28 protein-coding genes and 1 other RNA gene are annotated in these 26,058 nt (G+C 54.3%); 19 read left to right on the forward strand and 10 right to left on the reverse strand.

Annotation, left to right across the window (positions count from 1 at the left end):
* Positions 1-34: 34 nt before the first annotated feature.
* Positions 35-478, reverse strand: coding sequence for a DUF4426 domain-containing protein (locus BOW51_RS00325; protein WP_167367190.1), 444 nt, complete (start codon positions 476-478; stop codon positions 35-37).
* 150 nt (positions 479-628) lie between these two features.
* On the opposite strand from BOW51_RS00325, the gene BOW51_RS00330 reads away from it, so the two are divergent.
* Positions 629-997, forward strand: a complete 369-nt coding sequence (locus BOW51_RS00330) for a HesB/IscA family protein (protein WP_078475888.1) — start codon at positions 629-631, stop codon at positions 995-997.
* Positions 998-1,066: 69 nt separating this feature from the next.
* On the opposite strand, the gene BOW51_RS00335 is transcribed toward BOW51_RS00330, so the two are convergent.
* The 5 genes from BOW51_RS00335 to BOW51_RS00355 form a co-directional block, all read right to left on the reverse strand.
* Complete coding sequence (locus BOW51_RS00335; RefSeq protein WP_078475889.1) at positions 1,067-1,261, reverse strand: hypothetical protein; 195 nt, start codon at positions 1,259-1,261, stop codon at positions 1,067-1,069.
* 96 nt (positions 1,262-1,357) lie between these two features.
* On the reverse strand, positions 1,358-2,779 hold the full coding sequence (locus BOW51_RS00340; protein WP_370738142.1) for an FAD-binding oxidoreductase: 1,422 nt from the start codon (positions 2,777-2,779) through the stop codon (positions 1,358-1,360).
* On the reverse strand, positions 2,760-3,341 hold the full coding sequence (locus BOW51_RS00345) for a BON domain-containing protein (protein ID WP_167367191.1): 582 nt from the start codon (positions 3,339-3,341) through the stop codon (positions 2,760-2,762). Before BOW51_RS00345 ends, BOW51_RS00340 begins: the two co-directional genes overlap by 20 nt.
* A 113-nt stretch (positions 3,342-3,454) precedes the next feature.
* A complete protein-coding gene (locus BOW51_RS00350) occupies positions 3,455-3,739 on the reverse strand; it encodes a YraN family protein (protein ID WP_306341472.1) in 285 nt (94 codons plus the stop codon).
* Positions 3,740-3,742: 3 nt separating this feature from the next.
* The gene (locus BOW51_RS00355; RefSeq protein ID WP_167367192.1) at positions 3,743-5,053 is read right to left on the reverse strand and encodes a penicillin-binding protein activator; all 1,311 of its coding nucleotides are present in this window, start codon (positions 5,051-5,053) and stop codon (positions 3,743-3,745) included.
* Between the two features lie 62 nt (positions 5,054-5,115).
* Here BOW51_RS00355 and rsmI point away from each other — a divergent pair, with 62 nt between their 5' ends.
* Positions 5,116-5,970 (forward strand): 16S rRNA (cytidine(1402)-2'-O)-methyltransferase, encoded by an 855-nt coding sequence (gene rsmI, locus BOW51_RS00360; RefSeq protein WP_078475893.1) that lies wholly within the window; start codon positions 5,116-5,118, stop codon positions 5,968-5,970.
* Positions 5,971-6,004: 34 nt separating this feature from the next.
* Here the strand turns inward: rsmI and BOW51_RS00365 are convergent, their stop codons facing one another.
* Entirely contained in the window at positions 6,005-6,436 is a 432-nt protein-coding gene (locus BOW51_RS00365; protein ID WP_078475894.1) for an Hsp20/alpha crystallin family protein, read from the reverse strand.
* A gap of 140 nt (positions 6,437-6,576) precedes the next feature.
* On the opposite strand from BOW51_RS00365, the gene rnpB reads away from it, so the two are divergent.
* The 17 genes from rnpB to ftsZ all read left to right on the forward strand — a co-directional run bounded on the left by rnpB (position 6,577) and on the right by ftsZ (position 24,834).
* An RNA gene (gene rnpB / locus BOW51_RS00370) (RNase P RNA component class A) lies at positions 6,577-6,935 on the forward strand.
* Between the two features lie 248 nt (positions 6,936-7,183).
* Positions 7,184-7,651 (forward strand): division/cell wall cluster transcriptional repressor MraZ, encoded by a 468-nt coding sequence (gene mraZ, locus BOW51_RS00375; RefSeq protein ID WP_078475895.1) that lies wholly within the window; start codon positions 7,184-7,186, stop codon positions 7,649-7,651.
* A 4-nt stretch (positions 7,652-7,655) separates the two neighbouring features.
* Positions 7,656-8,588, forward strand: a complete 933-nt coding sequence (gene rsmH, locus BOW51_RS00380; RefSeq protein ID WP_078475896.1) for a 16S rRNA (cytosine(1402)-N(4))-methyltransferase RsmH — start codon at positions 7,656-7,658, stop codon at positions 8,586-8,588.
* Positions 8,585-8,848: a cell division protein FtsL gene (gene ftsL, locus BOW51_RS00385; RefSeq protein ID WP_078475897.1), complete on the forward strand. Its 264-nt coding sequence runs from the start codon at positions 8,585-8,587 to the stop codon at positions 8,846-8,848. The genes rsmH and ftsL overlap by 4 nt, the downstream gene beginning before the upstream one ends.
* Complete coding sequence (locus BOW51_RS00390) at positions 8,845-10,638, forward strand: peptidoglycan D,D-transpeptidase FtsI family protein (protein WP_245828263.1); 1,794 nt, start codon at positions 8,845-8,847, stop codon at positions 10,636-10,638. The genes ftsL and BOW51_RS00390 overlap by 4 nt, the downstream gene beginning before the upstream one ends.
* Entirely contained in the window at positions 10,635-12,176 is a 1,542-nt protein-coding gene (locus BOW51_RS00395) for a UDP-N-acetylmuramoyl-L-alanyl-D-glutamate--2,6-diaminopimelate ligase (RefSeq protein WP_245828265.1), read from the forward strand. The genes BOW51_RS00390 and BOW51_RS00395 overlap by 4 nt, the downstream gene beginning before the upstream one ends.
* The gene (locus tag BOW51_RS00400; RefSeq protein ID WP_078475898.1) at positions 12,173-13,540 is read left to right on the forward strand and encodes a UDP-N-acetylmuramoyl-tripeptide--D-alanyl-D-alanine ligase; all 1,368 of its coding nucleotides are present in this window, start codon (positions 12,173-12,175) and stop codon (positions 13,538-13,540) included. Before BOW51_RS00395 ends, BOW51_RS00400 begins: the two co-directional genes overlap by 4 nt.
* A complete protein-coding gene (gene mraY, locus BOW51_RS00405; protein ID WP_078475899.1) occupies positions 13,540-14,619 on the forward strand; it encodes a phospho-N-acetylmuramoyl-pentapeptide-transferase in 1,080 nt (359 codons plus the stop codon). The genes BOW51_RS00400 and mraY overlap by 1 nt, the downstream gene beginning before the upstream one ends.
* Before the next feature lie 22 nt (positions 14,620-14,641).
* On the forward strand, positions 14,642-15,997 hold the full coding sequence (gene murD / locus BOW51_RS00410; protein ID WP_078475900.1) for a UDP-N-acetylmuramoyl-L-alanine--D-glutamate ligase: 1,356 nt from the start codon (positions 14,642-14,644) through the stop codon (positions 15,995-15,997).
* The gene (gene ftsW, locus BOW51_RS00415) at positions 15,994-17,181 is read left to right on the forward strand and encodes a putative lipid II flippase FtsW (protein ID WP_078475901.1); all 1,188 of its coding nucleotides are present in this window, start codon (positions 15,994-15,996) and stop codon (positions 17,179-17,181) included. The genes murD and ftsW overlap by 4 nt, the downstream gene beginning before the upstream one ends.
* Positions 17,163-18,233, forward strand: a complete 1,071-nt coding sequence (murG, locus tag BOW51_RS00420; protein ID WP_078475902.1) for an undecaprenyldiphospho-muramoylpentapeptide beta-N-acetylglucosaminyltransferase — start codon at positions 17,163-17,165, stop codon at positions 18,231-18,233. The genes ftsW and murG overlap by 19 nt, the downstream gene beginning before the upstream one ends.
* Positions 18,226-19,662 carry a UDP-N-acetylmuramate--L-alanine ligase gene (gene murC / locus BOW51_RS00425; protein ID WP_078475903.1) on the forward strand — a complete coding sequence of 479 codons (1,437 nt, stop codon included), beginning with the start codon at positions 18,226-18,228 and terminating at the stop codon, positions 19,660-19,662. Before murG ends, murC begins: the two co-directional genes overlap by 8 nt.
* Positions 19,659-20,537, forward strand: coding sequence for a UDP-N-acetylmuramate dehydrogenase (murB, locus tag BOW51_RS00430; RefSeq protein ID WP_078475904.1), 879 nt, complete (start codon positions 19,659-19,661; stop codon positions 20,535-20,537). The genes murC and murB overlap by 4 nt, the downstream gene beginning before the upstream one ends.
* Positions 20,534-21,487 carry a D-alanine--D-alanine ligase gene (locus BOW51_RS00435; protein WP_078475905.1) on the forward strand — a complete coding sequence of 318 codons (954 nt, stop codon included), beginning with the start codon at positions 20,534-20,536 and terminating at the stop codon, positions 21,485-21,487. The genes murB and BOW51_RS00435 overlap by 4 nt, the downstream gene beginning before the upstream one ends.
* Positions 21,484-22,278, forward strand: a complete 795-nt coding sequence (locus tag BOW51_RS00440; RefSeq protein ID WP_078475906.1) for a cell division protein FtsQ/DivIB — start codon at positions 21,484-21,486, stop codon at positions 22,276-22,278. The genes BOW51_RS00435 and BOW51_RS00440 overlap by 4 nt, the downstream gene beginning before the upstream one ends.
* Positions 22,275-23,510 (forward strand): cell division protein FtsA, encoded by a 1,236-nt coding sequence (gene ftsA, locus BOW51_RS00445; RefSeq protein WP_078475907.1) that lies wholly within the window; start codon positions 22,275-22,277, stop codon positions 23,508-23,510. The genes BOW51_RS00440 and ftsA overlap by 4 nt, the downstream gene beginning before the upstream one ends.
* Positions 23,511-23,583: 73 nt before the next feature.
* The gene (ftsZ, locus tag BOW51_RS00450; RefSeq protein WP_078475908.1) at positions 23,584-24,834 is read left to right on the forward strand and encodes a cell division protein FtsZ; all 1,251 of its coding nucleotides are present in this window, start codon (positions 23,584-23,586) and stop codon (positions 24,832-24,834) included.
* A gap of 196 nt (positions 24,835-25,030) precedes the next feature.
* Here ftsZ and moaE read toward each other — a convergent pair whose 3' ends face one another.
* The 3 genes from moaE to BOW51_RS11760 form a co-directional block, all read right to left on the reverse strand.
* Positions 25,031-25,486: a molybdopterin synthase catalytic subunit MoaE gene (gene moaE, locus BOW51_RS00455; protein ID WP_078475909.1), complete on the reverse strand. Its 456-nt coding sequence runs from the start codon at positions 25,484-25,486 to the stop codon at positions 25,031-25,033.
* Positions 25,487-25,488: 2 nt separating this feature from the next.
* Positions 25,489-25,734, reverse strand: a complete 246-nt coding sequence (gene moaD / locus BOW51_RS00460) for a molybdopterin converting factor subunit 1 (protein ID WP_078475910.1) — start codon at positions 25,732-25,734, stop codon at positions 25,489-25,491.
* Positions 25,735-25,899: 165 nt separating this feature from the next.
* Positions 25,900-26,031, reverse strand: a complete 132-nt coding sequence (locus tag BOW51_RS11760) for a hypothetical protein (protein WP_281252848.1) — start codon at positions 26,029-26,031, stop codon at positions 25,900-25,902.
* Positions 26,032-26,058 lie beyond the last annotated feature (27 nt).

Raw genomic sequence — 26,058 nt, forward strand, 5'->3', positions numbered from 1 at the left:
GGTGGTTCAGGTAACCAGGGAGACCGGGTAGCAGTTACTCTGTATAGAATTCCTGGGAAAAAGTGGCTGGTGAATAATTCCTTTCGCCTTCGGGTTTCACGTCGATATGAAAATTGAGGCGGTCGCCGTTTCGTATCAGGAAGTCACCGATGTAATAGATGGCGTTGCCTTCCTCGACCTTGTGCAGGACAAGTTTCCTCTGCTGGCCGTAGAGGTTGGTCGTGTATGCCTTGACTTCGGCTGGAACTGCCTCATCTAGCGCATCCTGTTTCTTCCTCATTACCGAGACATTCAGCATGGCACGATTTCGGCTGCGGATAATGCCGTAGTGACGCGCGATTTCAGGTGTCAGTATATCTGTGGTGATGGCGTTATGGTGTATCACGTATCCTTCGATCTCTGTGCTGTTTTCAGCAGAAACCAGCGGTGCTACGAGTAGAAGCAGTGCTGCACTCAGCATGATGATGGCGTTCTTCATGTCTCTCTCCCTTGGAGTTTGATTTTTTTGTAACTCAGTGGCCATTATAGACCGGAATTACCGACATTTTCTCACGGGAAATCACAGGGGCCATTAATCGACAGATACTGCTATAATGCAAAGATTAGTGTTCTCCCCGGAGCGAGATTGATGAGTACAAACCTGTTAACTGAAACCGACCTGAGCCTGACTGAAACAGCACAGGGCAAGATGGCGGAACTTTTTACCCAGATCGAAGATGACGTTCAGGGCGTTCGTGTCTATGCAACCCTTGGTGGCTGCAGCGGCATCAGCTTTGGCATGAGCTTTACTGACCAGTTGAATTCAAACGACAAGGTACTGGCGTGCGAGACATTCAAGGTGATTGTCGATGATGGCACCATGGAGCACCTCAAGGGCGTTGAAATCGACTTTGTCGACCGCGGTAACGGCGACGCCAGCTTTGTCTTCAATAACCTGCAGCCGGTTGATGGTGCTGGTTGTGGAACCTGCGGTTCTGCTGGTGGTGGCTGCTCCTGATGCCAGGCCTGCTACCCAAACTAAAAACCGCGCCTGATTGGCGCGGTTTTTTTACGTTGAAAATCAACCTTAGTTGGTTGTGCAGGTCATATCCTGTCCACAGCAGAGGGGGGATTTGATCATGCCGTGGCCATTGGGGCACTTGGACACCTGCACTTCGCTGCCGTCTTCAAGCTTGAGTGTGTCGTTAACGAGTGGCGCATCGCATTTTGCACAGGTTGCATTAACTGCCATGCCGCATTGTGAACATTCATAGGTTGCCATAACTCATCCTCTGGTTTGTCTTTTGCTGATTGTTGTTTCTGTCAGTCAAAGTATGAACTGCCTACGGCCGACTTTAAGGTGTAAAAACAGGGGTTTTTATCCGCTATCTGATTCAAGTGGTGGAATCGTCTTGCCGGGATTGAGAATATTTGCCGGATCGAACTGCTTCTTGATGTCATGCATCAGACGTAGTGCAACCGGGTCGATCTCCCTGTCGATAAAATCACGTTTTTCGAGTCCCACGCCGTGCTCCCCTGACAAGGTACCACCAAGTGTTAGCACCAGGTCAAATACAGCATCGAGACATGTATGGGCGCGTTTCATCTCCTCTTTATCATCCGGGTTGACCAACAGGTTGACGTGAATGTTGCCATTACCTGCGTGGCCGAAGTTGACGATCATGATGTCATGATCAGCAGAGAGCTTTTCCAGTCCGCCGATGAGTTGTGGAATCGATGAGACCGGAACAACGACATCTTCATTAATCTTCTTCGGTGCGATTGTGCGCAGCGCAGGGGAGAGCGCCTTGCGCGTCTTCCACAGTTTTTGCACTTCCTCGTCGCTTTGGGCGATATCGACAGAGAGACAATGGCCGCTTCTGGCGGCTGCTGCGACTGCTTCGGCAGCCTCGGTAATACTCTTTTCAGTTCCATCGACTTCGATCATCAGTAGTGCGCCGACACTCTCGTCCAGTCCCAGGTCAGCATGCTTGCGGACCATCTTTATGGCTGTGCCATCCATGAACTCGAGCGCACAGGGAATCACTGGTTGAGCCATGATGGCGGCAACAGCCTGGGCCGCTGACTCTATATCGCGATAGGTCGCTTGCATGGTGCATTTTGCTTCCGGAAGGGGTGTTAGTTTGAGAGTAGCTTCCGTGATGATTGCCAGCGTACCTTCACTGCCAATCAGTAAACGCGTCAGGTCGTAGCCGACCACGCCCTTGGTGGTGTTGCACCCGGTCGCAAATACCTCTCCGCTTCCGGACACTGCTTTCAGACCAAGGCTGTTCTCCCTTGGTGTGCCGTATTTGACCGCGCGTGGGCCTGCAGAGTTATATGCAAGGTTACCACCGATGGTGCATACAGCCGCGCTGGTTGGATCGGGTGGCCAGAAGAAACCGAGTGGCTTCAGTGCTGCCTGGAGTTCGCCATTGGTCACTCCGGGTTCGACACGTGCAAGCCGGTTGGCGGTGTCGATCTCGATGATGCGGTTCATGCGTTCGAAGCTGATGACCAGGGCGTGAGCGAGGGGAACGGTGGCACCAGTGGTGCCTGTGCCCTTGCCGCGCGCGGTGATCGCTACTCCCGTTTCATGGCAGAGCCTGACGATCTTCTCTACCTGGTCAGCATTATGCACGTGTACGACAGCACCTGGCTGTGCCTGGCGCCTGCTGTTGTCATACCCGTAAGCCCAGGTTTGCCCGGCTTCGCTTAGAACATTGTCAGAGCCGGCGATTTCGCACAGGCGCTCGAGAAAATCCGGTAACAAGGGTGAATTACCCGTCAATATATTCAAAAATATCGATCACCTTTTTGACTCCGCTGATACCGCGCACCCTGTTGGTAACGGCTGCAGCTTCTTTCCTGGTGACAAGGCCCATCAGGTATACCCGGTCGAGAAAGGTGCTGACATTGACGCGCGTGATGTCGAAGCCCTCGATATCCATGCCTGTGAGGGAGAGTTTGACTTTGGTGGTCATGTAGGCATCCGAGGTGCGGTCACCGAAGCTTGCATGTGCGCCTTGCTCAACTTCGTTGAAAACAGCACGTACATTCGGAATTGCAGCAACCATTTTTGCGTAGCGGCGAGCAGCTTCCATGTTGGATGTCTGGCCGATCAGTAACAGCTGCCTGTTGTGGCTGATTGGTGAGGTTTGTGCGACTTCATCGATTTCCGGATGGTCGTTCATGATCCCAATGGCTTCAATTTCAATCTGGGAGTCGTCCATTACAGCGCCTGTTGTGCGCCTGTCATGGATTGTTGCGGCACCACCGACAGCCCCAGTGACGGCCGCTGTTGTACAGCCATTTAATATGGCGGCCGAGAGTAGGGCGGCAAGAATGATTCTGTATGTCATGTGGGTATCCATGGTTAGTAATCCTGTTTTTTCCATTATATGTTTGTGACTGGATTAGACAATACAAAAGGCGTTTTTTATCCACTTGATTGGCGTCTTCTCCGAAATTGCGATCACGTCGAACCGGCATGCCGCATCGATCCTTGCAGGTAACGTTGTGCGGTGAGAATCAGTTTGCGTTGTTTCCTGCTGTCGACCGTCTCCTCGGGGAGTCCGAAGCGGGTACTCTTCCGATAGCGCACCTCAACGAAAACAAGCGCCCCTGAGTCCCGCATGATGAGGTCGATTTCACCGCAGCGACAGCTGTAGTTCCGCGTGACAAGGCATAGCCCCTGCTGTTGCAGGTAATCCAGCGCCTGGTTTTCAGCTGATGTTCCACGACTCCTTGTGGTTTGCATGGCTTAGTGTACTGCGGGTGGCAGTACCTTGATCTGTTCGCTGTCGTAATAGATCCAGGCCGGGTGACGGCGGATGATGCCATCCTCATCGGAGAACAGCAGACCGGTACTCCCCCTGATGGTTCTGTCAGGTGAAAGCTGCGAGCTGTTCAGGGCCAAAAGCATGGCATCTATTCCCATAGCGTAGTAAGCGGCGTAATTGGCATCGAAACCTGGCATGGAAGCGATATCGTTCCATCCGGGTACAGCGCTGCTGATTATATCGCTGTGATAACCCGATGACTGGCTCGCAGTAGCGGTCAGTTGTGCCCAGTCGGGTTCGTTGCTTTGCGGCTGAATTGCAAGTGCCTCGATTGCAGCGGTCTCGGCGTCCTGCCCAGGTGTGTCGGTTTCACTTTGCGTAGCGCTGACTGGTTCCGGTCTCTCATCCGGGATGTTGATCGGCATAGCCGGCATCCAGGCATTTCTGAGATCTGCCATATTGTGTGCGAACAGGCGGCGGTCATAACCGCGTGCGCTGATATAGACGGGCAGGTCGAAATTGCCGTAGTAGAGCAGGAATGTTCTCAGATCACGTGCTTTTGCCGGCTTGCCGACGACGTAGACAAAATCACCGCTGTTTTCGAGCACCGACTTGACTGCATCAGTGAGTCGCTCACGGTTGGTTTTTTTCTCCTGGCTGTCTGTTACTGTTTCGCCGGGAAGCGGGTATGCAGCGATTGTGGCTGTGACACCGCCAAGACGTTCCCAGTGTTTGCTGAAGCCTGCCCGGTAGCGACTGCCCCATGTTGTTTCCGGGTAGAGGATCGAGGCTGTACGGTAGCCGTCTGCAAAGGCCTTGCTGGCGATCTGGCGACCATCTTCATCCGGTGACAGACCAAACTGGAAGACACCGTAGGGTGAGGTGTCACTCACTTGGTTGAGGGCGATAACTGTTCTTGGCAGACTGGTGGTCTCGCGCATCACTTGATCCACGTTCTTGCGTGAGAGAGGCCCGACCATGATATCAGCGCCGGTTGTTGTGGAGAGGAGTGCGTCGGAGAGGCCATTGCCCGAGTTGATAAACTCAAGCATTGGGCGTTGTGAGGGTGGTCGTCTGCTGTTGACCAGTTCCATGCCACTGCGAATGGCCGCTGAGACTTGCCCATGCTTTCCGCTCATCGGCAGCATCACGGCGATCCTTGTTGAGGCATCGGGTGCAGAGGTGGCAGCGGTGCGTAGAGGTGCGTCTGTCCTGACGCCTCTGCCGCCGCAGGCCGAAAGTGTCGTGATGACCATGGTTGCCGCCAATAGCAGCTTGATCGGTGATAGCATGGGTTTCATATTCTTTGAATTGTACTCCTGTGAAGGAATCAGTATCGGAACTCGGAGCGGTGATGTCAACTGAACAGAAATCGGGCATTCTCTATATTGTTGCCACACCGATAGGAAATCTTGAAGATATCTCACGGCGTGCAGTCAGGGTGTTGTCCGAGGTTGATCTTGTCGCTGCCGAAGATACGCGACACACAGGGCAGTTGCTAAGCGCGCTGGGGATCAGCGCCGAGTTGCTTTCTGTTCATGAGCACAATGAAGAGAAGCGTAGTAGTCAGTTGATCGACCAGCTCGCCTCTGGGCTTTCGGTTGCGCTGGTCAGTGATGCTGGAACGCCACTGATCAGTGACCCGGGCTTTGTCATTGTGCGTGCATGTCGAGAGGCGGGTATCCGCGTGGTTCCGGTGCCGGGGCCGAGTGCCGTCATCACGGCGCTGAGCGTTTCCGGTTTGCCTTCAGACCGCTTTCAGTTCGAGGGTTTTTTACCGCGCAACAGTTCAAAGCGCAGGGCGCGGCTCGAGGAGTTGGTGGCTCTGCCGCACACCCTGATCTGTTACGAATCTTCGCATCGTCTGCGGGATTCGCTTGAGGATTTCAGGTCTGTATACGAGGCAGACAGGCAGGTTGTGATTGCAAGGGAGTTGACCAAGCAGTATGAAACCCTGCTTAGCGGTACACCGGATGAACTTCTTGGTGTGCTTGAAACGGATGCCAACCAGGTGCGTGGCGAGATGGTTATTCTTGTCGGACCTTCAGCCGGCAAAAATAGTGAGGAGTTGACCATCAGTGTAGATAAGTTGCTGAAGGCTGCGCTGGATGAGTTACCGCCAGGCCAGGCTGCAGCAATGGTGGCACGCCTGACTGATATGCGTAAAAAGGAGCTCTATCAACGTACCATGGAGATGAAAAAGCCCTGATCGCCTGCGCGACCAGGGCGCTATTGTCTGCCGCTTACGACTGTACCGAGATGCGGCGTGGCGACTGAGGTTCCTGCTTGGGGATTACGACTTCAAGTACGCCATCCTTGCTGGAAGCGCTAATGTGTTCAGCATCAACGCCTTCAGGTAGTGCAAAACGGCGGGTAAATACGCCGTGAGAGCGTTCCACGCGCTTGAATCCCTGTCCGCTTTCGGTTGATTCGTGTTTGCGCTCGCCCTTGATGGTCAGCACATTCTGGTCCATGGAAAGCTCGATCTCATCTGCGCTGACGCCGGGAATGTCGGCGTGTAGAACGAAGCGGTCATCCTCTTCCTTAATATCCACCGCAGGCGTCCAGTCGCTGCCCTCGACACGACTTGTGTCGTCGCCTCTTGATGGCAGCTGGTTCATCTCCCTGTTCCACTGGTCAAGCAAGCTCCAGGGATCGCGTGTCATGATAGCCATAGTTTTGTCTCCTCTGGTTATTCAGATATTCAGTAAATTTCTATTCCTGAAATAAATATAGGGCGGGGGTTCGGGGATTCAAGGGGGGCGGGAAAAGTTGTTGGTTGCAACTTGCCCCCGAAAGCAGTACCTTGCTCGCGAGAGTCGACCAGATGATCGCTGCCGCGCAAGCGGGAGAGGAAAGTCCGGGCTCCACAGGACAGGGTGCCAGGTAACGCCTGGGCGGAGAGATCCGACGGAAAGTGCCGCAGAAAAGATACCGCCTAAGCCCCTCGGGGCCGGTAAGGGTGAAATGGTGCGGTAAGAGCGCACCGCGCAGCTGGCAACAGTTGTGGCATGGTAAACCCCACCCGGAGCAAGACCAAATAGGAAAGCTTGCACTTGTTGCAGTCTGTGGTCCGCAGGCGCTTTCGGGTAGGTTGCTCGAGGGATGTGGTGACGCATCCCCTAGATGAATGATTATCCACGACAGAACCCGGCTTAACGGTCGGCTCTCACCCCCACTTTTTTTCGCCTTCGTTCTCTGTTTGATCTCTCTTTCTTAATAATTTACTTTAAAAGCACTCTTTATGGAGATGTTTTAAACGAACTTTTTTTAAAACAGGATATCGACTGTAAGTGATTGTAAATTCAGTCTTTTTTTACCAATTGACCTTGACGTGACGGCTAATCCAACCTATTATTTAGGTGTTAGTGGGGGAAAGTGGGGAAATAGGGGGGGGAGAAATCCCTCAAAAGGGCTAATTTATGTATTTTGGAACCAACCTCGTCAAGATGGATGCAAAGGGCCGGGTCGCTATACCAGCGCGACACCGCGATCGTTTGCGCGAGCGTTGCGGTTCCCGCGTCGCGGTGACAGTGCACCCGACCGGCGGTTCCTGCCTGTGGATGTATCCATGGGACGAGTGGGAGAAGACGGCCGAGAGGGTCGCCGCGCTGCCACCGCTGAAGCAGGAAAACGCCATCCTTCAGCATATTCTCTTCACCAACCTCTTCGAACTGGAACTGGATAGTCAGGGCAGGATTCTGCTGCCGGCATCACACCGCACGCATGCGAGCCTGGAGACGAATGCGCAGGTTGGCATCGTCGGCAAGGGCAGGCGTTTCGAAATCTGGTCAGAGGCAGCACTGGAGGCGCAAAACGCAGCCTGCCTGGAAGTTGTCAGGCAGTCAGATTCGGGTGTTTCCGACAGGCTGCAGCAGTTGATGCTGTAACCCCATGGAGAACGAACATGTTCCAGTGCTACTCGACGAGACGCTGGAGGCGCTGTCGATTAAGCCTGATGGCGTCTATATCGATGGGACTTTCGGGCGCGGAGGACACAGTGCAAAAATTCTTGAACAGCTTGGACCGGACGGGTGCTTGATCGGTATTGACAGGGATGCCACTGCGGTTGCCTGTGCGCAGCAGCGTTTTGGTAATGACCCCCGTTTCCAGATGTTCCATACAGGTTTTGAGGCACTGGCCGAAGTGGCTGGCGAAGCAGGTAAAATGGGAGAAGTTGACGGTATTTTACTTGACCTTGGCGTTTCTTCACCGCAATTAGACGAAGATGAGCGTGGTTTTAGCTTTATGCGTGACGGACCGCTCGATATGCGTATGGATCAGCGTGAGTCCATGACTGCGGCTGATTGGCTGGCAACCGCATCGCAGGAGGAGATTCGTGATGTATTGAGGCGTTATGGTGAGGAGCGATTTGCCGGGCGCATCGCTACCGCGATCGTGACGCAACGCGTTGAACAGCCAATTGTTACGACGATGCAGCTGGCGCAGCTTGTTGAGGCTGCAGTGCCGCGAAAAGAGAAGGGCAAGCATCCGGCAACACGTACATTTCAGGCGTTGCGTATCAAGCTTAACCGTGAACTAGAGCAGGTCGAATCAGCCTTGCAGCAGTCGTTGGAAGTGCTGAAGCCGGGAGGACGCCTGGTGGTGATCAGTTTTCATTCGCTGGAAGATCGCCTGGTCAAACGCTTCATGCGTTACCAGTCGACCGCGGATCACCTGCCGAAAGGATTGCCGGTATCAAGCGAGGGAATGCGTGCGCAAATGCGCCTGGTCGGCAAGCCGGTGGCGCCTGGCGATGACGAGATTGACAGAAATCCGCGTGCACGCAGTTCGAGACTGCGTGTCGCCGAGAGGCTGGCAACATGAGGTGGCTGGTTCTGTGCACCTTGATCGTGGCCGTAGTGTGGTCCGGTCTCGCCCTGGTCGAGACGAAACAGCAGCGCCGCGAGTTGTTTGCTGAAAAAGAGTTGCTGCGTGTGCAGCTCGATGAATTGCAGATTACATGGGGCAAGCTGCAACTAGAACTGGCAACTTTCGCCGGTTATGGGCGAATTGAAGAGCTGGCACGTGAAAAACTCTCGATGCATATGCCGTCTATAGAGCAGATACAGGTGCTTGAGCCTTGAAGAAGCGCGTTAAAAAACAGGAATCCGCCGCAACCCGCCTGCGCAAGCATAAGGCCGGGCAGGCTGCTGCCTTTGCGACGCCTGCTTACGATATGCGCCGCCGCTTCATGCTGTTCGTGATTTTTATCGTGGCGAGTGTGTTGGTGGCCGGCGCCTGGTATCAGCAGGTGAGTCGAACAGACTTCCTGCAAAAACATGGTGATCGCCAGAACCTCAGGAAAGTACCTGTCTCTGCCGAGCGTGGGCGTATTCTGGATCGTAACGGCGAGGCGCTGGCAGTGAGCACACCTGTTGATTCAATCTGGGCTGATCCCAGCTGTATCAAGCAGGGTAGTCAAATGATCCGTACCTTGGCTTCCGCATTGAAACAGGATCCGGACGCACTGCGTCAACGTCTGGCCCTCTACAGTAACAAGCGCTTTATCTATCTCAAGCGCTGGCTCAAGCCGCAGGACGCGACGCACGTAATGCGTGTTGCGGATGAGTCTGGTATTGGCTGTGTCAACATCAAGCGTGAGTATCGTCGTTATTATCCGGCTGGCGAGGTGTTTGCCCATGTCGTCGGTTTTGCCGGGCGTGACGATAGGGGGCAGGAAGGTATCGAGCTGCTCTACGAGGAGGCGTTGCAACCCCATGGTGGGGAGCAATTGGTGCGCCGTGATGCCAGGCGACAGCTGTTTGATGTATTGCAGAGCATCAAGGATGCAAAATCGGGAGAGGATGTCACTCTCAGCCTCGACAGGCGCCTGCAGTATTTCGCTTACAGGGCGCTGAAGAGCGCAGTCAGCAAGCACAAGGCAAATTCAGCATCGCTGGTGTTGCTGGATGTTACCACCGGTGAGGTGCTGGCGATGGTCAACCAGCCATCGTTCAATCCCAATGGTAATCGCAGTAATCGCGGTGGGCGCCTGCGTAACCGTGCTGTCGTCGATACATTTGAGCCTGGCTCGACCATGAAGCCAATCACGGTTTCATCGGCAATGCAGTTGGGTGTTGTAGATACGAAAACACGAATCAAGACCACTCGTAAAGGTTTGATCAAGGTAGGATCAGACACAATCAAGGATCCCAATACCTATGGCGTACTCGACCTTGCCGGCGTGCTGCGCAAGTCGAGTAATGTTGGCGCAGCAACCATCGCCTTGCAGATGAAGAGCGACGAGTATTGGCGCATGCTCGACTCGTTTGGTTTCGGTCTTGCAACCGGTGTCGGGTTTCCCGGTGAGAGCAGTGGTCATCTGCCCAACTACAGCCGCTGGGCGGAGATCGAAAAAGCGACTCTCGCTTTCGGCTACGGCCTATCGGTATCAGCGCTGCAACTGGCGCAGGCTTACAGCGTGATTGCTGCCGATGGCGTGAAGCGCCCGGTGACCTTGCTGAAGAGCTCGCAGCCACTGGACCAGCAACGCATTCTGGATCATGAAATCGCACGTGATGTTCGCAAGATGATGGAAGCGGTCGTCTCAACCGAAGGTACGGCGCCGCTTGCCGCGATCGCCGGATACCGTGTCGCCGGTAAGACAGGTACGGTGAAAAAAGTCGGTAAGGATGGTTACACCGAGAAGCGCTACCGTGCGCTATTTGCCGGTATCGCTCCCGCATCAAATCCAAGGCTCGTGCTGGTGACAGTTTTCGAGGAACCAAAGGGTGATGTTTATTACGGTGGACAGGTCGCAGCACCTGTTTTTGCCGAGGTCATGGGGCATGCACTGCAGCTGATGAATATCGCTCCGGATAGTGATGTGCCGCGCCCGCCGCTGCAACTGGCAGCAACAGGGGGTATGCAATGATGGCTGCCGATACGCGCAAGTGGATGATAAGCCTTGAAAGCCTGCTCTCCGGTATCGTTACGCTACCGCAAGAGATGGCACAGTTGACAGTAACCTCTGTTACCCAGGATAGCCGCGAGGTAAAACCGGGGTCATTGTTTATTGCGCGCGCAGGTTTGCGTTCACATGGCCTTGATTATCTCGACACGGTGGTGTCGCAGGGCGCTATTGCTATAGTGGTCGAAATTGACGAGCGTTGGGACGCAGAGCGTATTGAAGATGCAGCGTCACAGAGCATGACTGCATCGGCAATTCCTGTTCTGGCACTTGAAGATCTGACGCAGGCAGCAGGTGTGATTGCTGCGAGGTTTTATGACGATCCTTCCGCGAAACTCGATCTTGTCGGTATTACCGGAACCAATGGGAAAACCAGTTGTGCCTGGATGCTTGCACATGCTTTGAACTTGCAAAGTCATGCTTGCATGATCGGCACTATCGGTAACGGCACTCCAGGAGAGTTGTCGACAGCAACACATACCACGCCTGATGCCGTGACCCTGCAGGGCTTACTGGCAGAGATGCATGTTAGCAGGTGCGTTTCTGTCGCCATGGAAGTCTCGTCGCACGCCATGACACAGGGAAGGGTTGCCGGTGCTGTTTTCGATATTGCCGTGTTTGCCAACCTCAGTCGCGACCACCTTGATTACCACGGCAGCATGGAGGCCTATGGTGATGCAAAGGCACAGCTGTTCCGGATGTCTGGTCTGAAAGCGGCAGTCATCAATTTCGATGATGATTATGCCGAAACAATCTCCTCTTGCCTGGATGATGATGTGAAGTTGGTGCCTGTTTCATCAAGGGGCGAGAAGCATGCGTTTGAATCGGGCCTTGTTGCAGAAAAAATAGAAACCACTGCGACTGGTCTGGCATTCGACCTGCGCTACATGGGTGATGTGGAGAGTATGCATACGGGTCTGTTCGGACGTTTCAATGTTGACAACTTACTGTTGTCTGCAGGAGTGCTGATTTCATTGGGCCACTCCCTGAAGCAGGCGATTCTTCTGCTCTCGCAGGTTCCGCCCGTACCGGGTCGCATGCAACTGCTGACCAAGCAGGGTGCGGCAACGGTCGTTGTCGATTATGCACATACTCCGGACGCACTTGAGAAGGCACTGAGCGCGTGTCGCGAGCATGCGCAGGGTGAACTTTGGTGCCTGTTTGGATGTGGTGGTGACCGTGATCAGGGCAAGCGTGCAGAGATGGGACGCATTGCAGACACCCTTGCGGACCGCCTGATCATTACCAGTGACAATCCACGTTCCGAAGAACCTCAGCTGATTGCGGATCAAATTCTTGAAGGCGTTGCTGATCAGGCAAAGACTCAAATCGAACTAGACCGGGCGCAGGCGATCACTCTTGCCTTGCAGAAAGCTGCAGCGGATGACCTTGTGCTGATCGCAGGCAAGGGACACGAGGAGTACCAGATAATTGGCGACCAACGCATCCATTTCAGTGATGTCGAGGTGGCCAGGCGCTGTTTCAGGGAGATGAGTGCATGATCAATTTCAGCACCAGCGAAGCAGCAACACTCCTCGACGGCAGGCTGATCGGTGCGGATGTGGTTTTTGAGCGTGTCGGTAGCGATAGTCGCGCTGTTGAAAATAACTCGCTGTTTGTTGCGATTCCCGGTGAGCGCTTCGATGGCCATGAATATGTTGGGCAGGCAGCCGCAGATGGTGCTGTTGCAGTGCTGGTTGATCACCCACTGGAAACCGGTATTGCACAGATCGTTGTTGATGACGTGCTTCATGCCTTCGGTGAACTTGCCTCTGCATGGCGGCAGAAATCAGATGCGCGCGTGATCGGTCTCACCGGTAGTAACGGCAAGACCACCGTCAAGGAGATGATCTCTGCGATTCTGCGTCAGCAGTCTGAGGTTCTGATGACCAGGGGTAATCTGAATAACGACATCGGGGTTCCACTAACACTGACCCGTCTGCAGGATGAAGCCTGGGCAGTCATAGAAATGGGCGCTAATCATCCCGGTGAAATCCGTTATCTAACTAACCTGGTTAAACCGGATATTGCCCTGCTGAATAATGCCGGACGTGCTCATCTCGAGGGCTTTGGGTCGCTGCAGGGAGTTGCCGAGTCCAAGGCGGAAATTATTGAGGGGCTTGGCGATAGCGGTGTTTTCGTCTGTCATGGTGACTCCGAATGGCTGCCTATGTGGCGCAGTCTGGCAGGCGATCACAAGCTGGTGACATTTGGAGCCTCTGAGCATGTTGATGTGCGCCTGCTCGAGGAGTCGATTTGTTGCGAGTGGGATGAGAAGGGGTTTTCCCAGTCATTCGATTTCATCCTTGCTGGTCAGCAGTTGAGTCTGACCATTCCTCTTGCAGGTCGTCACAACTGTATGAATGCAGTTGCTGCGGTGGCTGTTGCGCACGAGGCTGGAGTTGATGTGCAGGCAGCGACAACTGCCCTTGCCGGTCTCAAGCCTGTGCCCGGGCGTCTTACGCCGCTCTTCTCTGAACGCTGTCGTGTATTCGATGATACCTATAACGCAAACCCGGATTCGGTGACCGCGGCAATTGCAGTTCTCAAGGAACTGCCGGGGCGCTCGGTACTGGTGCTGGGAGATCTTGCCGAACTTGGTGAGGGTGCCGAGCAACAACATGCAGATCTCGGTGAGGTTGCGCGTGATGCAGGAGTCGACCTGTTGCTGACGCTAGGTGAACTGAGTCGTCACGCAGCAGAGGCTTTTGGTGACGGCGCTTATGCAGCTGCGTCACTCGACGAATTGCAGCAGTTTCTGAATGAAAAACTTGTTCAAGGTGACACTGTTTTGGTCAAGGGCTCGAGGGCCTCGGCAATGGAACGGGTCGTCCAACTATTAATGAATGCAGGGGTGCAAAACTGATGCTGATTCTTCTGGCAGACTACCTGGCGCAGTTCGACAGCAGCTTTGCAGTAGTCAGCTATATCACCTTGCGCGCGATTCTCAGCGTGTTAACAGCCCTGATTTTCTCATTCGTTGCCGGTCCGGCAATTATCCGCAAGCTGGCAACCTATAAGGGTCAGCCGGTTCGTGACGATGGCCCGGAAAGTCACTTCAGCAAGGCGGGTACGCCGACCATGGGTGGTGTCATGATCCTTGCCGGTGTTGCTGTGGCGACACTGTTGTGGGGAGACCTCGGAAATCGCTATGTCATGATCGCCCTGCTGACCACCATGGGATTCGGCATCATCGGCTTTATCGATGATTACAAGAAAATCGTCAAGCAGGATCCGAAAGGGCTGGCATCCAGGCACAAGTACCTGTGGCAGTCGATTTTGGGTGTCGGTGCAGCTACAGCCCTCTACACAACATCAACGGTTCCACAAGAGACGCAGTTCTTGATCCCTGTATTCAAGGATGCTGTGTTTGACATGGGGCTTTTTTACATTGTCATGGGTTATTTCGTCATCGTCGGTTCATCCAATGCGGTGAATCTTACCGATGGGCTCGATGGACTGGCGATCATGCCGACTGTGCTGGTCGCAGGAGGCCTCGCGGTTTTTGCCTACCTGTCGGGACATAGCAATTTTTCTGAATATCTGCACATGCCCTATCTGCCCGGGGTTGGTGAACTGGTGATTTTCTGTTCGGCACTGATTGGTGCGGGACTTGGTTTTTTGTGGTTCAACACCTACCCGGCAAAAGTTTTCATGGGCGATGTCGGTGCCCTCGCAATTGGTGCGGCTCTCGGCGTGGTTGCGATCTCGGTGAGGCAGGAGGTCGTGCTGTTCATCATGGGCGGGCTATTCGTCGTCGAGACACTCTCGGTAATGCTGCAGGTGTGGTCATTCAAGACACGTGGCAAACGTATCTTCCGCATGGCACCGCTGCATCACCACTATGAACTCAAGGGATGGGCAGAACCGACCATCATCGTGCGTTTCTGGATCATCAGTCTGATCCTTGTGCTGGTTGGGCTGGCAACATTGAAAATTCGTTAATGGCAGAGATGTGAATACAGCAATGGCAATAACAGAGGACAACATGGAGGCACCCCGCACGCTGGTCGTTGGACTGGGCGTGACCGGTCTCTCCTGTGTCCGTTATCTGTGTGCACGGGGCGTGTCAGTCGAGGCATGCGACAGCCGGGATATTCCCCCCGGTCTGGCGCAGTTGAAGAGCGACTACCCGAATGTTGTTGTTGCGACAGGTGACTTTAATGCAGAGCAGTTCGCTCGTGCTGAACGCCTGATCGTCAGCCCTGGTGTGCCATTGACTGAATCTGTAATTCGAGACGCGATGGAAGCAGGTGTCGAGGTTATCGGTGATATCGAACTCTTTATTCGCGAAGCAAAAGCACCGATCATCGCGATTACCGGATCAAACGGCAAGAGTACGGTCACCACCTTGCTTGGTGAAATGGCGAAAGTTGCTGGTAAAGGTGTCGCGGTTGGCGGCAACCTGGGTATCCCTGTTCTGGACCTGCTGGATGATACGGCTGAGCTCTACGTGCTGGAGTTATCAAGTTTTCAGCTTGAGCTGGTTCACTCACTGCGAGCCGAGGTTGCTGTTGTCTTGAATCTCTCGGCTGATCACATGGATCGTTATGACAGCTATGCCGACTACGTCGCTGCAAAAGCTGTTGTCTACGCCAAAGCGAAGAATGCTGTCGTCAATTGTGATGACGCCGATGCAGCAGCACTGGCTGAGGAAGAAGAGGTTATCGGCTTTACCACGGCTGAGCCATCAGGCGGCGATTTTGGCTTGCGCTCAATCAATGGGGAAAGCTGGTTGTGCCATGGTGCTGAAGCACTGCTGCCGGTCTCCGGGCTGCGGATTGTCGGACAGCACAATGTTGCCAATGTGCTTGCGGCACTTGCGTTGGGACATGCTGCCGGCCTGCCAATGCAGGCGATGCTTGACGCGGCAAAGCAGTTTCCCGGTCTGCCTCACCGCACCCAGTTCGTTGCCGAAATAAATGGTGTCAGCTGGTATAACGACTCCAAGGGTACCAATGTCGGTGCGGTGGTATCAGCACTGCAAGGGCTTGACCGCAATGATGCGAGCCGCACGGTGTTGATTGCCGGTGGTGACTGCAAGGGAGCATCATTTAACGAACTTGCCGAGATGGCGCCCGCCTATACACGTGCGCTTGTGCTGATCGGGCGTGATGCGCAGCAGATCGCTGACGCGTTACCGGCACAGCTCAATATTCAAAATGCAGGAGACATGGCCGAGGCCGTGGCAGCAGCGTCTGCTGTCGCGCTTCCGGGTGACCGCGTGCTGCTCTCTCCTGCTTGCGCCAGTTTCGATATGTTCAAAAACTATATCGAGCGTGGCGAAGTCTTCATGGCAGAAGTGGGGAGGTTGTTGCAATGATTGCTGTCGCTCAGATCATTCAACAGCGCTTCAAGGAGCCTCCGGCGCTGGATTATCAGCTGCTGGGGGCTGCTTTGACCCTTTTATTTGCTGGTCTTGTGTTTGTTACTTCTGCGACTTTTCATCGCAGTGAGGCGGCGCCATGGTTTTATGCCCAGCGTCACATGATTTCAATCGTGCTTGGACTCGGCGCGGGCCTGGTTACCCTGGCGATACCAATGCGGGAGTGGGAGCGCTGGAGTCCATGGCTGTATGCCTTTGGCCTGCTTCTGCTGGTTATGGTGCTGATACCGGGTGTTGGTCGTGAAGCGAATGGCGCGCGACGCTGGATTCCAATGGGGCCTTTTAACCTGCAGAGCAGTGAGCTCATGAAACTTTTCATGATGATGTTTCTGGCAGGTTACCTGCATAGGCGCGAAAGCGAGGTGGCAAGAAAGGTGTGGGGTTTTATCAAGCCGATCATCCTGTTGATCATGGCCTCGGTGCTGATTCTGTTGCAGCCCGATCTCGGAACCACTTTTGTTCTCATGATGACCGCGCTCGGCATGTTGTGGCTGGCAGGTGTTCCATTGTGGCAGTTCAGTATCATTCTCGCGATGGCTGCTGCTGCCGTGGTAGCACTGATTGTTTTCGAACCATTCCGCTGGGAGCGCATCAAGGCTTTTATTGATCCTTTTGCTGATCCCTTCGACTCAGGCTACCAGTTGTCCAACGCGTTAATCGCATTCGGACGCGGTGAGTGGTTTGGTGTTGGTATCGGAAACGGTATACAGAAACTCTTCTACCTGCCAGAGGCACACAATGACTTTCTGCTTGCGGTGATCGGTGAAGAGCTCGGCATGATGGGTACAGTGGCCGTGATCGCATTTTTCACTTTTATTGCATGGCGTGCGATTCGCATCGCCGTTCTGGCTGAGAAGGCGGGTAACCGATTCTCTGTCTATGTTGCATACGGTTGTGGCCTGTGGATTGGCCTGCAGGGCTTTATCCATATAGCTGTCAATCTCGGCATGATGCCAACCAAGGGTTTGACGCTGCCGCTTATGAGTTACGGCGGCAACAGCATCATCGTTGCCTGTCTCGTAATCGCAATACTGCAGCGTATTCACATGGAAGTGAGTGGCATCGTGTCAGCGCAAAAACCGGTCAAGAGGGAGGGTGCGATATGGCGCAGATTCTCGTAATGGCCGGTGGCACTGGCGGGCATGTTTTTCCTGCACTTGCGACTGCGAAAGAGCTGGTTGCAAGGGGCCACGACGTGACATGGCTGGGTTCGAAGGAGAGTTTCGAATCGCGCCTTGTGCCTGAGCAGGGCATCGAAATCGATACCATTGATATCAAGGGACTGCGCGGCAATGGCATCAAGCGTCTGCTGCTTGCGCCGCTGCAACTGAGCCGTGCACTGTGGCAGGCGATGCGCGTTTTGAAGCATCGCACACCGGATCTTGTTATCGGCATGGGTGGTTTTGCAGCAGCTCCCGGTGGTGTGGCTGCGCGCCTGATGGGGATTCCCCTGCTAATTCATGAGCAGAACGCGATTCCCGGGTTGACCAACAGGCTGCTTTCGAAAATTGCATCACGCGTGTGCCAGGCTTTTCCGGGTGCTTTCGAGGGCGACAAGGTGGAGCTGACCGGCAATCCTGTGCGTCCTGAAATCACAACTTTGGCCGATCCGCAAGAACGATACGACGCACGCGAGGGCAGATTACAGCTGCTTGTCGTTGGCGGATCACTTGGCGCCGCTGCACTGAACAAAACCGTGCCTGCTGCATTGACGCTGATTGATGCCGACAAGCGGCCCGTGGTTCGCCACCAGGCCGGGCGCGACAAGGACGAGGCGGCCGCTGAGAGTTATCGCAGCGCCGGTGTCGATGCCAGTGTTAGCGCATTTATTGATGATATGGCCGAAGCATTTGCATGGGCAGACCTGGTAATTTGCCGTTCCGGCGCCCTGACTGTATCAGAGCTTGCAGCAGCTGGAGTGGCTGCCTGCCTGGTCCCTTATCCGTACGCTGTCGATGATCACCAGACAGCGAATGGCAGCTATCTTGCGGATGCAGGTGCTGCCGAATTGATACAGGAGCGCGACCTGGATGCACAACTTCTTGCGGATTTTATTGCCGCCAGTGACAGAACAAAGCTGAAGAAAATGGCCGTGATTGCCCGACAGCTTGCCAAACCGGATGCAACGTCGCGGGTTGCAACCCTTTGCGAGGAGGTTTTAGGTCATGGCTGATCACCCTGTATTGAATGGACGCACAGCGGAAGCGATGCAGTCGCGCGTCAAACATCTCTACTTTGTCGGTATCGGTGGGTCCGGTATGAACGGCATTGCGCAGGTAATGCTTAACCTGGGTTACAAGGTGTCCGGTTCTGATATTGCCGAGAATAGCCCGGTTAAGCAGCTGCGCGACATGGGGGCGACAATTTATATCGGTCATGCCGCTGAGCAGATCGAGGGCTGTGATGCTGTCGTTGTTTCCAGCGCCATCAAGCAGGATAACCCTGAACTGGTCGCAGCAACAGCGCAGCGAATTCCGGTTGTACCACGTGCTGAAATGCTCGCTGAGTTAATGCGCTTTCGCTACGGTATCGCAGTCGCCGGTACGCATGGCAAAACCACTACGACGAGCCTGGTGGCAAGTATTCTTGCCGAGGGCGACCTTGATCCGACATTTGTTATCGGTGGAAAGCTGAACTCCGCAGGTGCTAATGCACAGCTGGGTGAAAGTCAGTACCTGGTTGCCGAGGCGGATGAGAGCGATGCCTCTTTTCTCTACCTGCAGCCGATGATCTCTATTGTCACCAATATCGACGCAGACCACATGGGGACTTACGGCGGGGATTTTGACCAGCTGCGCCAGACCTTTATCGAGTTCCTCCATCACCTGCCTTTCTACGGTCTTGCGGTGATGTGTATCGATGATGATGAAGTACGCCAGCTGCTGCCGAAAATCACCTGTCCTGTTCTCACTTATGGCGCATCGGATGATGCGGATGTACGTGTCGTCGAGCTGGTGCAGAATGGCATGACGACAAATTTCACAGTTGAACGTGCAGGCCGCGAGCATCTGCAGGTCTCTCTGAACATGCCGGGTGAACACAATGTACTGAATGCACTGGCTGCAATCGCAGTTGCGACAGAGCTCGGTGTTGACGACGAAAGTATTCAGCAGGCACTGACACGTTTCGAAGGTATCGGTCGCCGTTTTCAGATCAGCAAGGTGGCGTGGCGCAATGGTGAAGCGCTGGTGGTCGATGATTACGGCCATCACCCGCGTGAGCTTGCCGCAACCCTGACCGCAGCTCGTGAAGGCTGGCCGGATCACAGAATTGTACTCGCCTTTCAGCCACATCGTTATTCGCGCACACAGGAACAGTTTGATGATTTTGTCGCGGTGCTCTCTTCAACAGACGTGCTGTTGCTCGGTGAAGTCTACGCGGCTGGCGAAACACCGATTCCCGGTGCCGATGGACGTTCCTTGACACGCGCAATTCGTCAGCGTGGTGAGCTGGAACCCATCTTTGTTGAACAGGTAGATGAATTCTCTGACCGGATTGCAGCGGTCATTGAACCGGGTGACCTGATACTGGTCATGGGTGCAGGTGATATCGGCAAGGTTGCAGCCAGTCTGCCTGCGGACCTTGAGGAGTGTGGTGAATGATGCTGCGTGGCGAACTCCAGGAGAATATCTCAATGGGCGACTTCTGCAGCTGGCGCACCGGCGGTGCAGCCAAACGCCTCTACCGCCCGGCAGATGCAGATGATCTTGCGCTGTTCCTCTCGGGCCTGCCTGAAAATGAGCCGCTCTTGTGGGTAGGGCTAGGCAGTAATTTACTTGTACGTGACGGAGGTTTTAACGGCACCGTGATCGTAACGAAGAACAGGCTTCTGGAGATGCGTTTTATGGAGGGCGGCATGCTGCGTGCGGAGGCGGGAGTCACCTGCGCCAAGGTGGCACGTATCTGTGCCCGTGAGGGTTTTACCGGGCTGGAATTTTTTGCCGGCATTCCGGGCACGGTTGGTGGTGCACTGGCAATGAATGCAGGCGCTTTCGGCAGTGAGACCTGGGAACATGTCGAGGCCGTCGAAACCATTGACAGACAAGGCCAAATCCATCGGCGTTCACCGGATGAGTACCGTGTTGCTTACCGTCATGTTGAGGGTAAACAGGATGAATGGTTCCTGGCTGCAGAATTTTTTCTTGAGAATGGTGATGTTGATGAGGCGCAGGAGAAGATTCGTGTGTTGCTCGATAAGCGCTCGGCAACACAGCCGACCAACCAGCCAACTTGCGGTTCGACTTTCCGCAATCCCGACAATGATTTTGCTGCGCGTCTTATCGAAGAGGCAGGCCTCAAGGGATTCGCTATCGGCGGTGCCGTGGTCTCGGAAAAACATGCAAATTTCATAGTTAACCAGGGTGACGCAACGGCTGCTGATATTGAACAGTTGATTGCGCACGTGCAGACAACGGTTGAGGAACTGAACGGTATTCAATTGGTTCCGGAAGTCCATGTAGTGGGAGACCCATCATGAGCCAGATCAGCGCAGAACAGAAACGGGCACTCGGAAAAGTTGCAGTGTTGATGGGTGGCACGGCTGCCGAACGTGATGTGTCACTGGTTAGTGGTTCAGCGGTTCTTGCCGGGCTTCAAAACAAGGGTGTTGATGCACATGGCATCGATGTCACCGGGCCGGAGAGTTTGTCACATCTGATAGATGGCGGCTTTGATCGTGTCTTTATCGTTCTGCACGGCCGTGGCGGTGAGGATGGCGCCATGCAGGGTGCGCTGGAGACTCTCGCATTGCCCTATACGGGAAGCGGTGTACTCGGATCTGCGATCGGAATGGATAAGTACCGTACCAAGCTGTTGTGGAATGCACTCGGTTTGCCGACACCGGCTTATCGCATGGTACGCAAGGCAGCAGACCTGGATGCAGTCGCCGAACTGGATTTTCCACTGATGGTCAAACCTGCCCAGGAGGGCTCAAGTATCGGCATGGCGAAGGTTACCTCTGCAGACCAGTTACGTGGTGCCTGGGAGGCAGCAGCTGAATACGATGACAATGTATTGATTGAGCAATGGATAACCGGCAGTGAGTACACGGCTGCCGTTGTTGGTGATGAGGCAATGCCTGTGATTCGCCTTGAAACCGATAGTGATTTTTATGACTACGAAGCGAAGTACGAGTCGGATGAAACGCGTTACCTGATTCCCTCCGGTCTTTCTGATGAGAAGGAGATGGAAGCACAGAAGCTGGCCCTCGAGGCCTACAGTGCTGTCGGTGCCAGTGGCTGGGGACGCGTTGACCTGATGATGGATGAGTCAGGAAATTTCTGGCTTCTCGAAGTGAACACTGTTCCGGGTATGACAAGCCATAGTCTTGTGCCGATGGCAGCACAGGCGAAAGGGGTAGATTTTGACTCTCTCGTGGTACGTATTCTTGAGCAGACACTAGACAATGCCAGTGAGGTGAATGCATGACCGCGACGCGTAAACGCAAGGTATCGCGCAAAGTCAAAGCGCCGCCGCGCAAGCCGATCGAGTGGCGTCGCCACCTGCGCTTCATGCTGGTCGTTATTAGCGTGCCGGCTATCGCGTATGCAGCCCTGTTCGTCTATCAGGAAGTTGCCGAGCGTATGCAGTTACCGATTACCGAGGTGATTGTTGATGCGCCAAGCAAGCAGCTCGACAGTGATGCGATCAAGCAGGCAGTAGCACCGGCAATTGCCGATGGTTTCCTTTCCGTGGATGTGCACGAGGTACAACAGCGCGTTCTCGAGGTGCCCTGGATTGCGGTTGCGAGTGTACGCCGAATCTGGCCCGGTACCCTGGTGATACGAGTCGAACAGCATCGCCCGAAAATACGCTGGGGCGCGACAAAGCTGATCAGCCTCAAGGGCGTACTTTATGAGCCGCCGGACATGCTTGACTACATGCACTTTGCGCGGCTTAACGGTGATGACACCTACCACACGCTTGTGTATCAGAAATACCAGGAGCTGGGCAAGAGATTTAAATTGTACGGAGAGATCGAATCACTCAGCCGTAGCAGCAGGGGAGGCTGGAGCATGATCCTTGATAGCGGACTGGCTATCGTGCTTGGCAGCAGTGAGGTTGACGCCCGGGTCGATCGTACCCTGAGATTTATGCGTCACTTCAGCGATCAACTGGCATCGCTGAGCCGGATTGATGCACGTTATTCAAATGGAGTAGCCGTGGAGCTCGACTTGCAGGATTACGAACAGAATATTTCAGAGGAAACTACATCATGAGCAAACGTGGCGACAGCAAGCTGATTGTTGGTCTTGATATAGGAACCTCGAAGATCGTCGCTCTTGTTGGTGAGATTCGTGATGACGCTGAGATCGAGATCATCGGTATCGGCACACATCCGTCCAGCGGACTGAAAAAGGGTGTTGTCGTGAATATCGAATCAACCGTCAGCTCTATTCAGCGTGCCGTGGAAGAGGCCGAGTTGATGGCGGGTTGTGAAATTCACTCTGTCAACGCTGGCATTGCCGGTAGCCACGTCAAGAGCCTTAATTCACATGGTGCGGTTGCGATCAAGGATGGTGAGGTGACCCAAAGTGATGTTGATCGCGTCATCGATGCAGCACAGGCGGTTGCCATCCCGGCTGATCAGAAGATGCTCCATATCCTGCCGCAGGAATTCATTATCGATGACCAGGAAGGTGTGAGTCAGCCTGTCGGTATGTCGGGCGTGCGTCTTGAGACACGCGTGCACATGGTTACCGGCGCGGTCAGTGCTGCACAGAATATCGAGAAGTGTGTCAGGCGTTGTGGTCTTGAAGTTGACGACCTGATTCTTGAGCAGCTTGCTTCGAGTTACTCGGTACTTTCGGATGACGAGAAAGAGCTTGGCGTATGCCTGGTTGATATTGGAGGGGGTACGACAGATATCGCCGTGTTTACCGAGGGTGCGATCCGTCACACCGCGGTGATTCCAATTGCGGGCGACCAGGTGACCAATGACATAGCAGTTGCATTGCGCACACCGATGCCAAACGCCGAGGCGATCAAGATGCGTTATGGCTGTGCACTGCGACAGTTGGCGGCAGCTGACGAGACCATAGAGGTTCCGAGTATCGGTGACCGCCCACCACGGCGTCTTTCCCGTCAAACGCTGGCAGAGGTCATCGAGCCACGTTACGAGGAGCTGCTTCAGCTGATCCAGGTGGAGCTGCGTCGCAGTGGTTTCGAGCCACGACTGGCTGGCGGAATCGTTATGACAGGTGGCAGCTCCAAGGTTGAAGGACTGGTGGATCTTTCTGAAGAGATTTTTCACATGCCGGTACGACTGGGAATACCCCAGCATGTTACCGGCATGTCTGAAGTAGTGAGTAATCTAATTCACGCAACTGGCGTGGGATTACTCTTGTTTGGGCACCGGGAGGAGACAGCGCGCATCAAGGATGCGCCTTCGCCTTCGGGTGCAAAAGGTGTCTGGGGCCGTATGAAAAGCTGGTTCCAGGGTAATTTTTGATGCTGGTGTGGAGAAGTCGGGAAGAGTTTTCCGGCACACCATCAGGCATCGTTAACGGGCGTGGAGAGAGAATATGTTTGAGATAGTAGATAGCTACTCGCAAGAGGCGGAGATCAAGGTTATTGGCGTAGGTGGCGGTGGCGGTAACGCCGTGTCATACATGCTGCAGGCATGCCTTGAAGGGGTCGATTTTATTTGTGCCAACACTGATGTACAGGCACTCAATAAAAGCGGCGTTGCAACACAGTTGCCGATTGGTACCAGCCTGACCAAGGGGCTGGGAGCCGGTGCAAACCCACAGGTTGGACACCAGGCTGCGCTTGAAGATAAGGAGCGCATCAAGGAACTGCTGCACGGCGCGGACATGGTATTTATTACCGCAGGCATGGGTGGTGGTACCGGAACCGGGGCGGCACCAGTAGTTGCCGAGGTTGCGCGTGACATGGGTATCCTGACAGTCGCCGTGGTCACAAAGCCTTTCGGTTTCGAAGGCAAGAAACGCATGACTATTGCGGAGGCAGGCATTGAGGAGCTGCGCAAGCATGTCGACTCACTGATCACCATTCCCAATGAGAAACTGCGTGAAGTGTTGGGCTCCAACATGTCACTGCTGGACGCATTCAACTCTGCAAACGATGTGCTGCTCAATGCGGTACAGGGTATTGCCGAGCTGATTACCAAGCCTGGCCTGATCAACGTGGACTTTGCCGACGTTAGAACCGTAATGTCGGAGATGGGTATCGCGATGATGGGTAGTGGTGCTGCATCCGGTGAGGACCGTGCACGTGATGCTGCGGAAATTGCCCTGCAGAGTCCACTTCTCGAGGATATCGACCTCGCAGGTGCAAAGGGTGTGCTGGTTAACATCACCGCAGGACTCGATCTGTCAATTGGTGAGTTCGACGAGGTTGGTGTGACCGTTAAGGATTATGCAGATGAAGATGCAACTGTTGTTGTTGGGACTGTTATCGACCCTGACATGCAGGACGAACTGCGTGTAACGGTTGTTGCTACAGGACTCGGTGGCAAGACCAAGGGAGCTCACACGCCAGTTCTGAAAACGATTGAAGTGCCCACTGAACAGAGAATGCCACAGAGAGCTGTGGGATCTGATCTTGAAGCCGGAGCTGACGCTGTTGCCGGTAATATGTCAGGTAGTACACCTGCAGAGGGAAGCAGTCCGTACGCGGGCCTTGATGAGCCGACAGTGATTCGTCGTCAACATGAGGCACAGAGTCGTCCGGTAGATGCGCAGGATGCACTTGATCAGAATGATATGGATTACCTGGATATCCCGGCTTTTCTGAGGCGCCAGGCGGACTAACAGATGTCACATCCGTGAGGATGTGTGTTGATGCAAACAGCATGCTCTCCACACGCTGATTTGCATGAGGGTTTTCTGCCCTCAGTATGAAACGCCCGTGGGAGGCCGCTGATGCGCTTGCTAGCGTGTCAGCGGCCTGACCTCAGGAGTCGCTGACTTCAACGTGGTGAATCTTTACCAGACCAGGTATGGCCAATCACTTCCAGCGCTCTGCCGCATCCGAGTCTGTCTCCCTCGCATCTACCCAGTGGCTGCCTGATGCAGTTTCCTCTTTTTTCCAGAAGGGTGCTTTTGTCTTCAGGAAATCCATGATGAATTCACATGCTGAAAAGGCATCGCCACGATGCGCACTGGCAGTTGCAACAAAAACGATCTGGTCGCCAGGCATCAGTTTACCGACACGATGAATGACCATCGCATCGATCAGCTGCCAGCGTTCAATCGCCTGCTCAAGAATCTCCTGAAGGGATTTTTCCGTCATGCCGGGGTAGTGTTCAAGAGTCATTGAAGAGACTTTGTCTCTGAGGTTGAGGTCACGGACTAGCCCGGTAAATGTTGCGACTGCGCCTATCTCGGTACGTGCCTGTTGAAAGCGACGCACTTCAACGCCAATATCAAAATCCTCATGCTGTATGCGAACGGAGCCTGGCATCTTTAACCGCCAGTGACCGGAGGAAAGAAAGCAATTTCATCACCATCTGCAGGCTGAGAGTCGAGTGATCCCATGGTGTGATTGAGCGCCACCATCAGCTTGCCGTCCGATAGTGTAGACTGCCATGGCTCACCACGCTGCTTAAGCGTTTCAACAAGGTCTCGCACCGTATTGAAACCGCTATCAAGCACCTCTTCACGACACTCGAGCTCTTCTGCGAGCCGGGCAAAGTAGCATACCTTGATCATTTTATCTCCCAAAGCCAATGGCAGAAATAGTATATCAGCCGCCACCCTCGCGCCACTCGGTAATGCGAAATGAAGCTGGGTGGCGGTTATCGCTGGTTGTTAGAGGCAGGCTGTTTCGAGACCGGGCTTAGCGGCTAACAGCAGCAGACACATCGCCCGAAGAATTCACATGGCTAACTGGAAGAAAGCGCTCGCTGCGCGCCAAGGAGAGAGAATCGAAGGCGCGTCCCCGGTAGCCACTAGGCGAGACTGTTTTTCTGACGTGCGCCAGCGCCAAAGGAAAAATAAAGTGAGCATCCGACAGTGGCGTCAGCTATTTGAGGG

It is taken from the genome of Solemya elarraichensis gill symbiont (assembly GCF_002021095.1).
GTDB lineage: Bacteria > Pseudomonadota > Gammaproteobacteria > Chromatiales > Chromatiaceae.

Bases quoted from the DNA above. Each gene is read 5' to 3' on its own strand.
- BOW51_RS00325 (WP_167367190.1), bottom strand. From the start codon at position 478: ATGAAGAACGCCATCATCATGCTGAGTGCAGCACTGCTTCTACTCGTA.
- BOW51_RS00330 (WP_078475888.1), top strand. From the start codon at position 629: ATGAGTACAAACCTGTTAACTGAAACCGACCTGAGCCTGACTGAAACA.
- BOW51_RS00335 (WP_078475889.1), bottom strand. From the start codon at position 1,261: ATGGCAACCTATGAATGTTCACAATGCGGCATGGCAGTTAATGCAACC.
- BOW51_RS00345 (WP_167367191.1), bottom strand. From the start codon at position 3,341: ATGACATACAGAATCATTCTTGCCGCCCTACTCTCGGCCGCCATATTA.
- BOW51_RS00350 (WP_306341472.1), bottom strand. From the start codon at position 3,739: ATGCAAACCACAAGGAGTCGTGGAACATCAGCTGAAAACCAGGCGCTG.
- BOW51_RS00355 (WP_167367192.1), bottom strand. From the start codon at position 5,053: ATGCTATCACCGATCAAGCTGCTATTGGCGGCAACCATGGTCATCACG.
- rsmI (WP_078475893.1), top strand. From the start codon at position 5,116: ATGTCAACTGAACAGAAATCGGGCATTCTCTATATTGTTGCCACACCG.
- BOW51_RS00365 (WP_078475894.1), bottom strand. From the start codon at position 6,436: ATGGCTATCATGACACGCGATCCCTGGAGCTTGCTTGACCAGTGGAAC.
- mraZ (WP_078475895.1), top strand. From the start codon at position 7,184: ATGTATTTTGGAACCAACCTCGTCAAGATGGATGCAAAGGGCCGGGTC.
- rsmH (WP_078475896.1), top strand. From the start codon at position 7,656: ATGGAGAACGAACATGTTCCAGTGCTACTCGACGAGACGCTGGAGGCG.
- ftsL (WP_078475897.1), top strand. From the start codon at position 8,585: ATGAGGTGGCTGGTTCTGTGCACCTTGATCGTGGCCGTAGTGTGGTCC.
- BOW51_RS00395 (WP_245828265.1), top strand. From the start codon at position 10,635: ATGATGGCTGCCGATACGCGCAAGTGGATGATAAGCCTTGAAAGCCTG.
- BOW51_RS00400 (WP_078475898.1), top strand. From the start codon at position 12,173: ATGATCAATTTCAGCACCAGCGAAGCAGCAACACTCCTCGACGGCAGG.
- mraY (WP_078475899.1), top strand. From the start codon at position 13,540: ATGCTGATTCTTCTGGCAGACTACCTGGCGCAGTTCGACAGCAGCTTT.
- murD (WP_078475900.1), top strand. From the start codon at position 14,642: ATGGCAATAACAGAGGACAACATGGAGGCACCCCGCACGCTGGTCGTT.
- ftsW (WP_078475901.1), top strand. From the start codon at position 15,994: ATGATTGCTGTCGCTCAGATCATTCAACAGCGCTTCAAGGAGCCTCCG.
- murG (WP_078475902.1), top strand. From the start codon at position 17,163: ATGGCGCAGATTCTCGTAATGGCCGGTGGCACTGGCGGGCATGTTTTT.
- murC (WP_078475903.1), top strand. From the start codon at position 18,226: ATGGCTGATCACCCTGTATTGAATGGACGCACAGCGGAAGCGATGCAG.
- murB (WP_078475904.1), top strand. From the start codon at position 19,659: ATGATGCTGCGTGGCGAACTCCAGGAGAATATCTCAATGGGCGACTTC.
- BOW51_RS00435 (WP_078475905.1), top strand. From the start codon at position 20,534: ATGAGCCAGATCAGCGCAGAACAGAAACGGGCACTCGGAAAAGTTGCA.
- BOW51_RS00440 (WP_078475906.1), top strand. From the start codon at position 21,484: ATGACCGCGACGCGTAAACGCAAGGTATCGCGCAAAGTCAAAGCGCCG.
- ftsA (WP_078475907.1), top strand. From the start codon at position 22,275: ATGAGCAAACGTGGCGACAGCAAGCTGATTGTTGGTCTTGATATAGGA.
- ftsZ (WP_078475908.1), top strand. From the start codon at position 23,584: ATGTTTGAGATAGTAGATAGCTACTCGCAAGAGGCGGAGATCAAGGTT.
- moaE (WP_078475909.1), bottom strand. From the start codon at position 25,486: ATGCCAGGCTCCGTTCGCATACAGCATGAGGATTTTGATATTGGCGTT.
- moaD (WP_078475910.1), bottom strand. From the start codon at position 25,734: ATGATCAAGGTATGCTACTTTGCCCGGCTCGCAGAAGAGCTCGAGTGT.
- BOW51_RS11760 (WP_281252848.1), bottom strand. From the start codon at position 26,031: ATGCTCACTTTATTTTTCCTTTGGCGCTGGCGCACGTCAGAAAAACAG.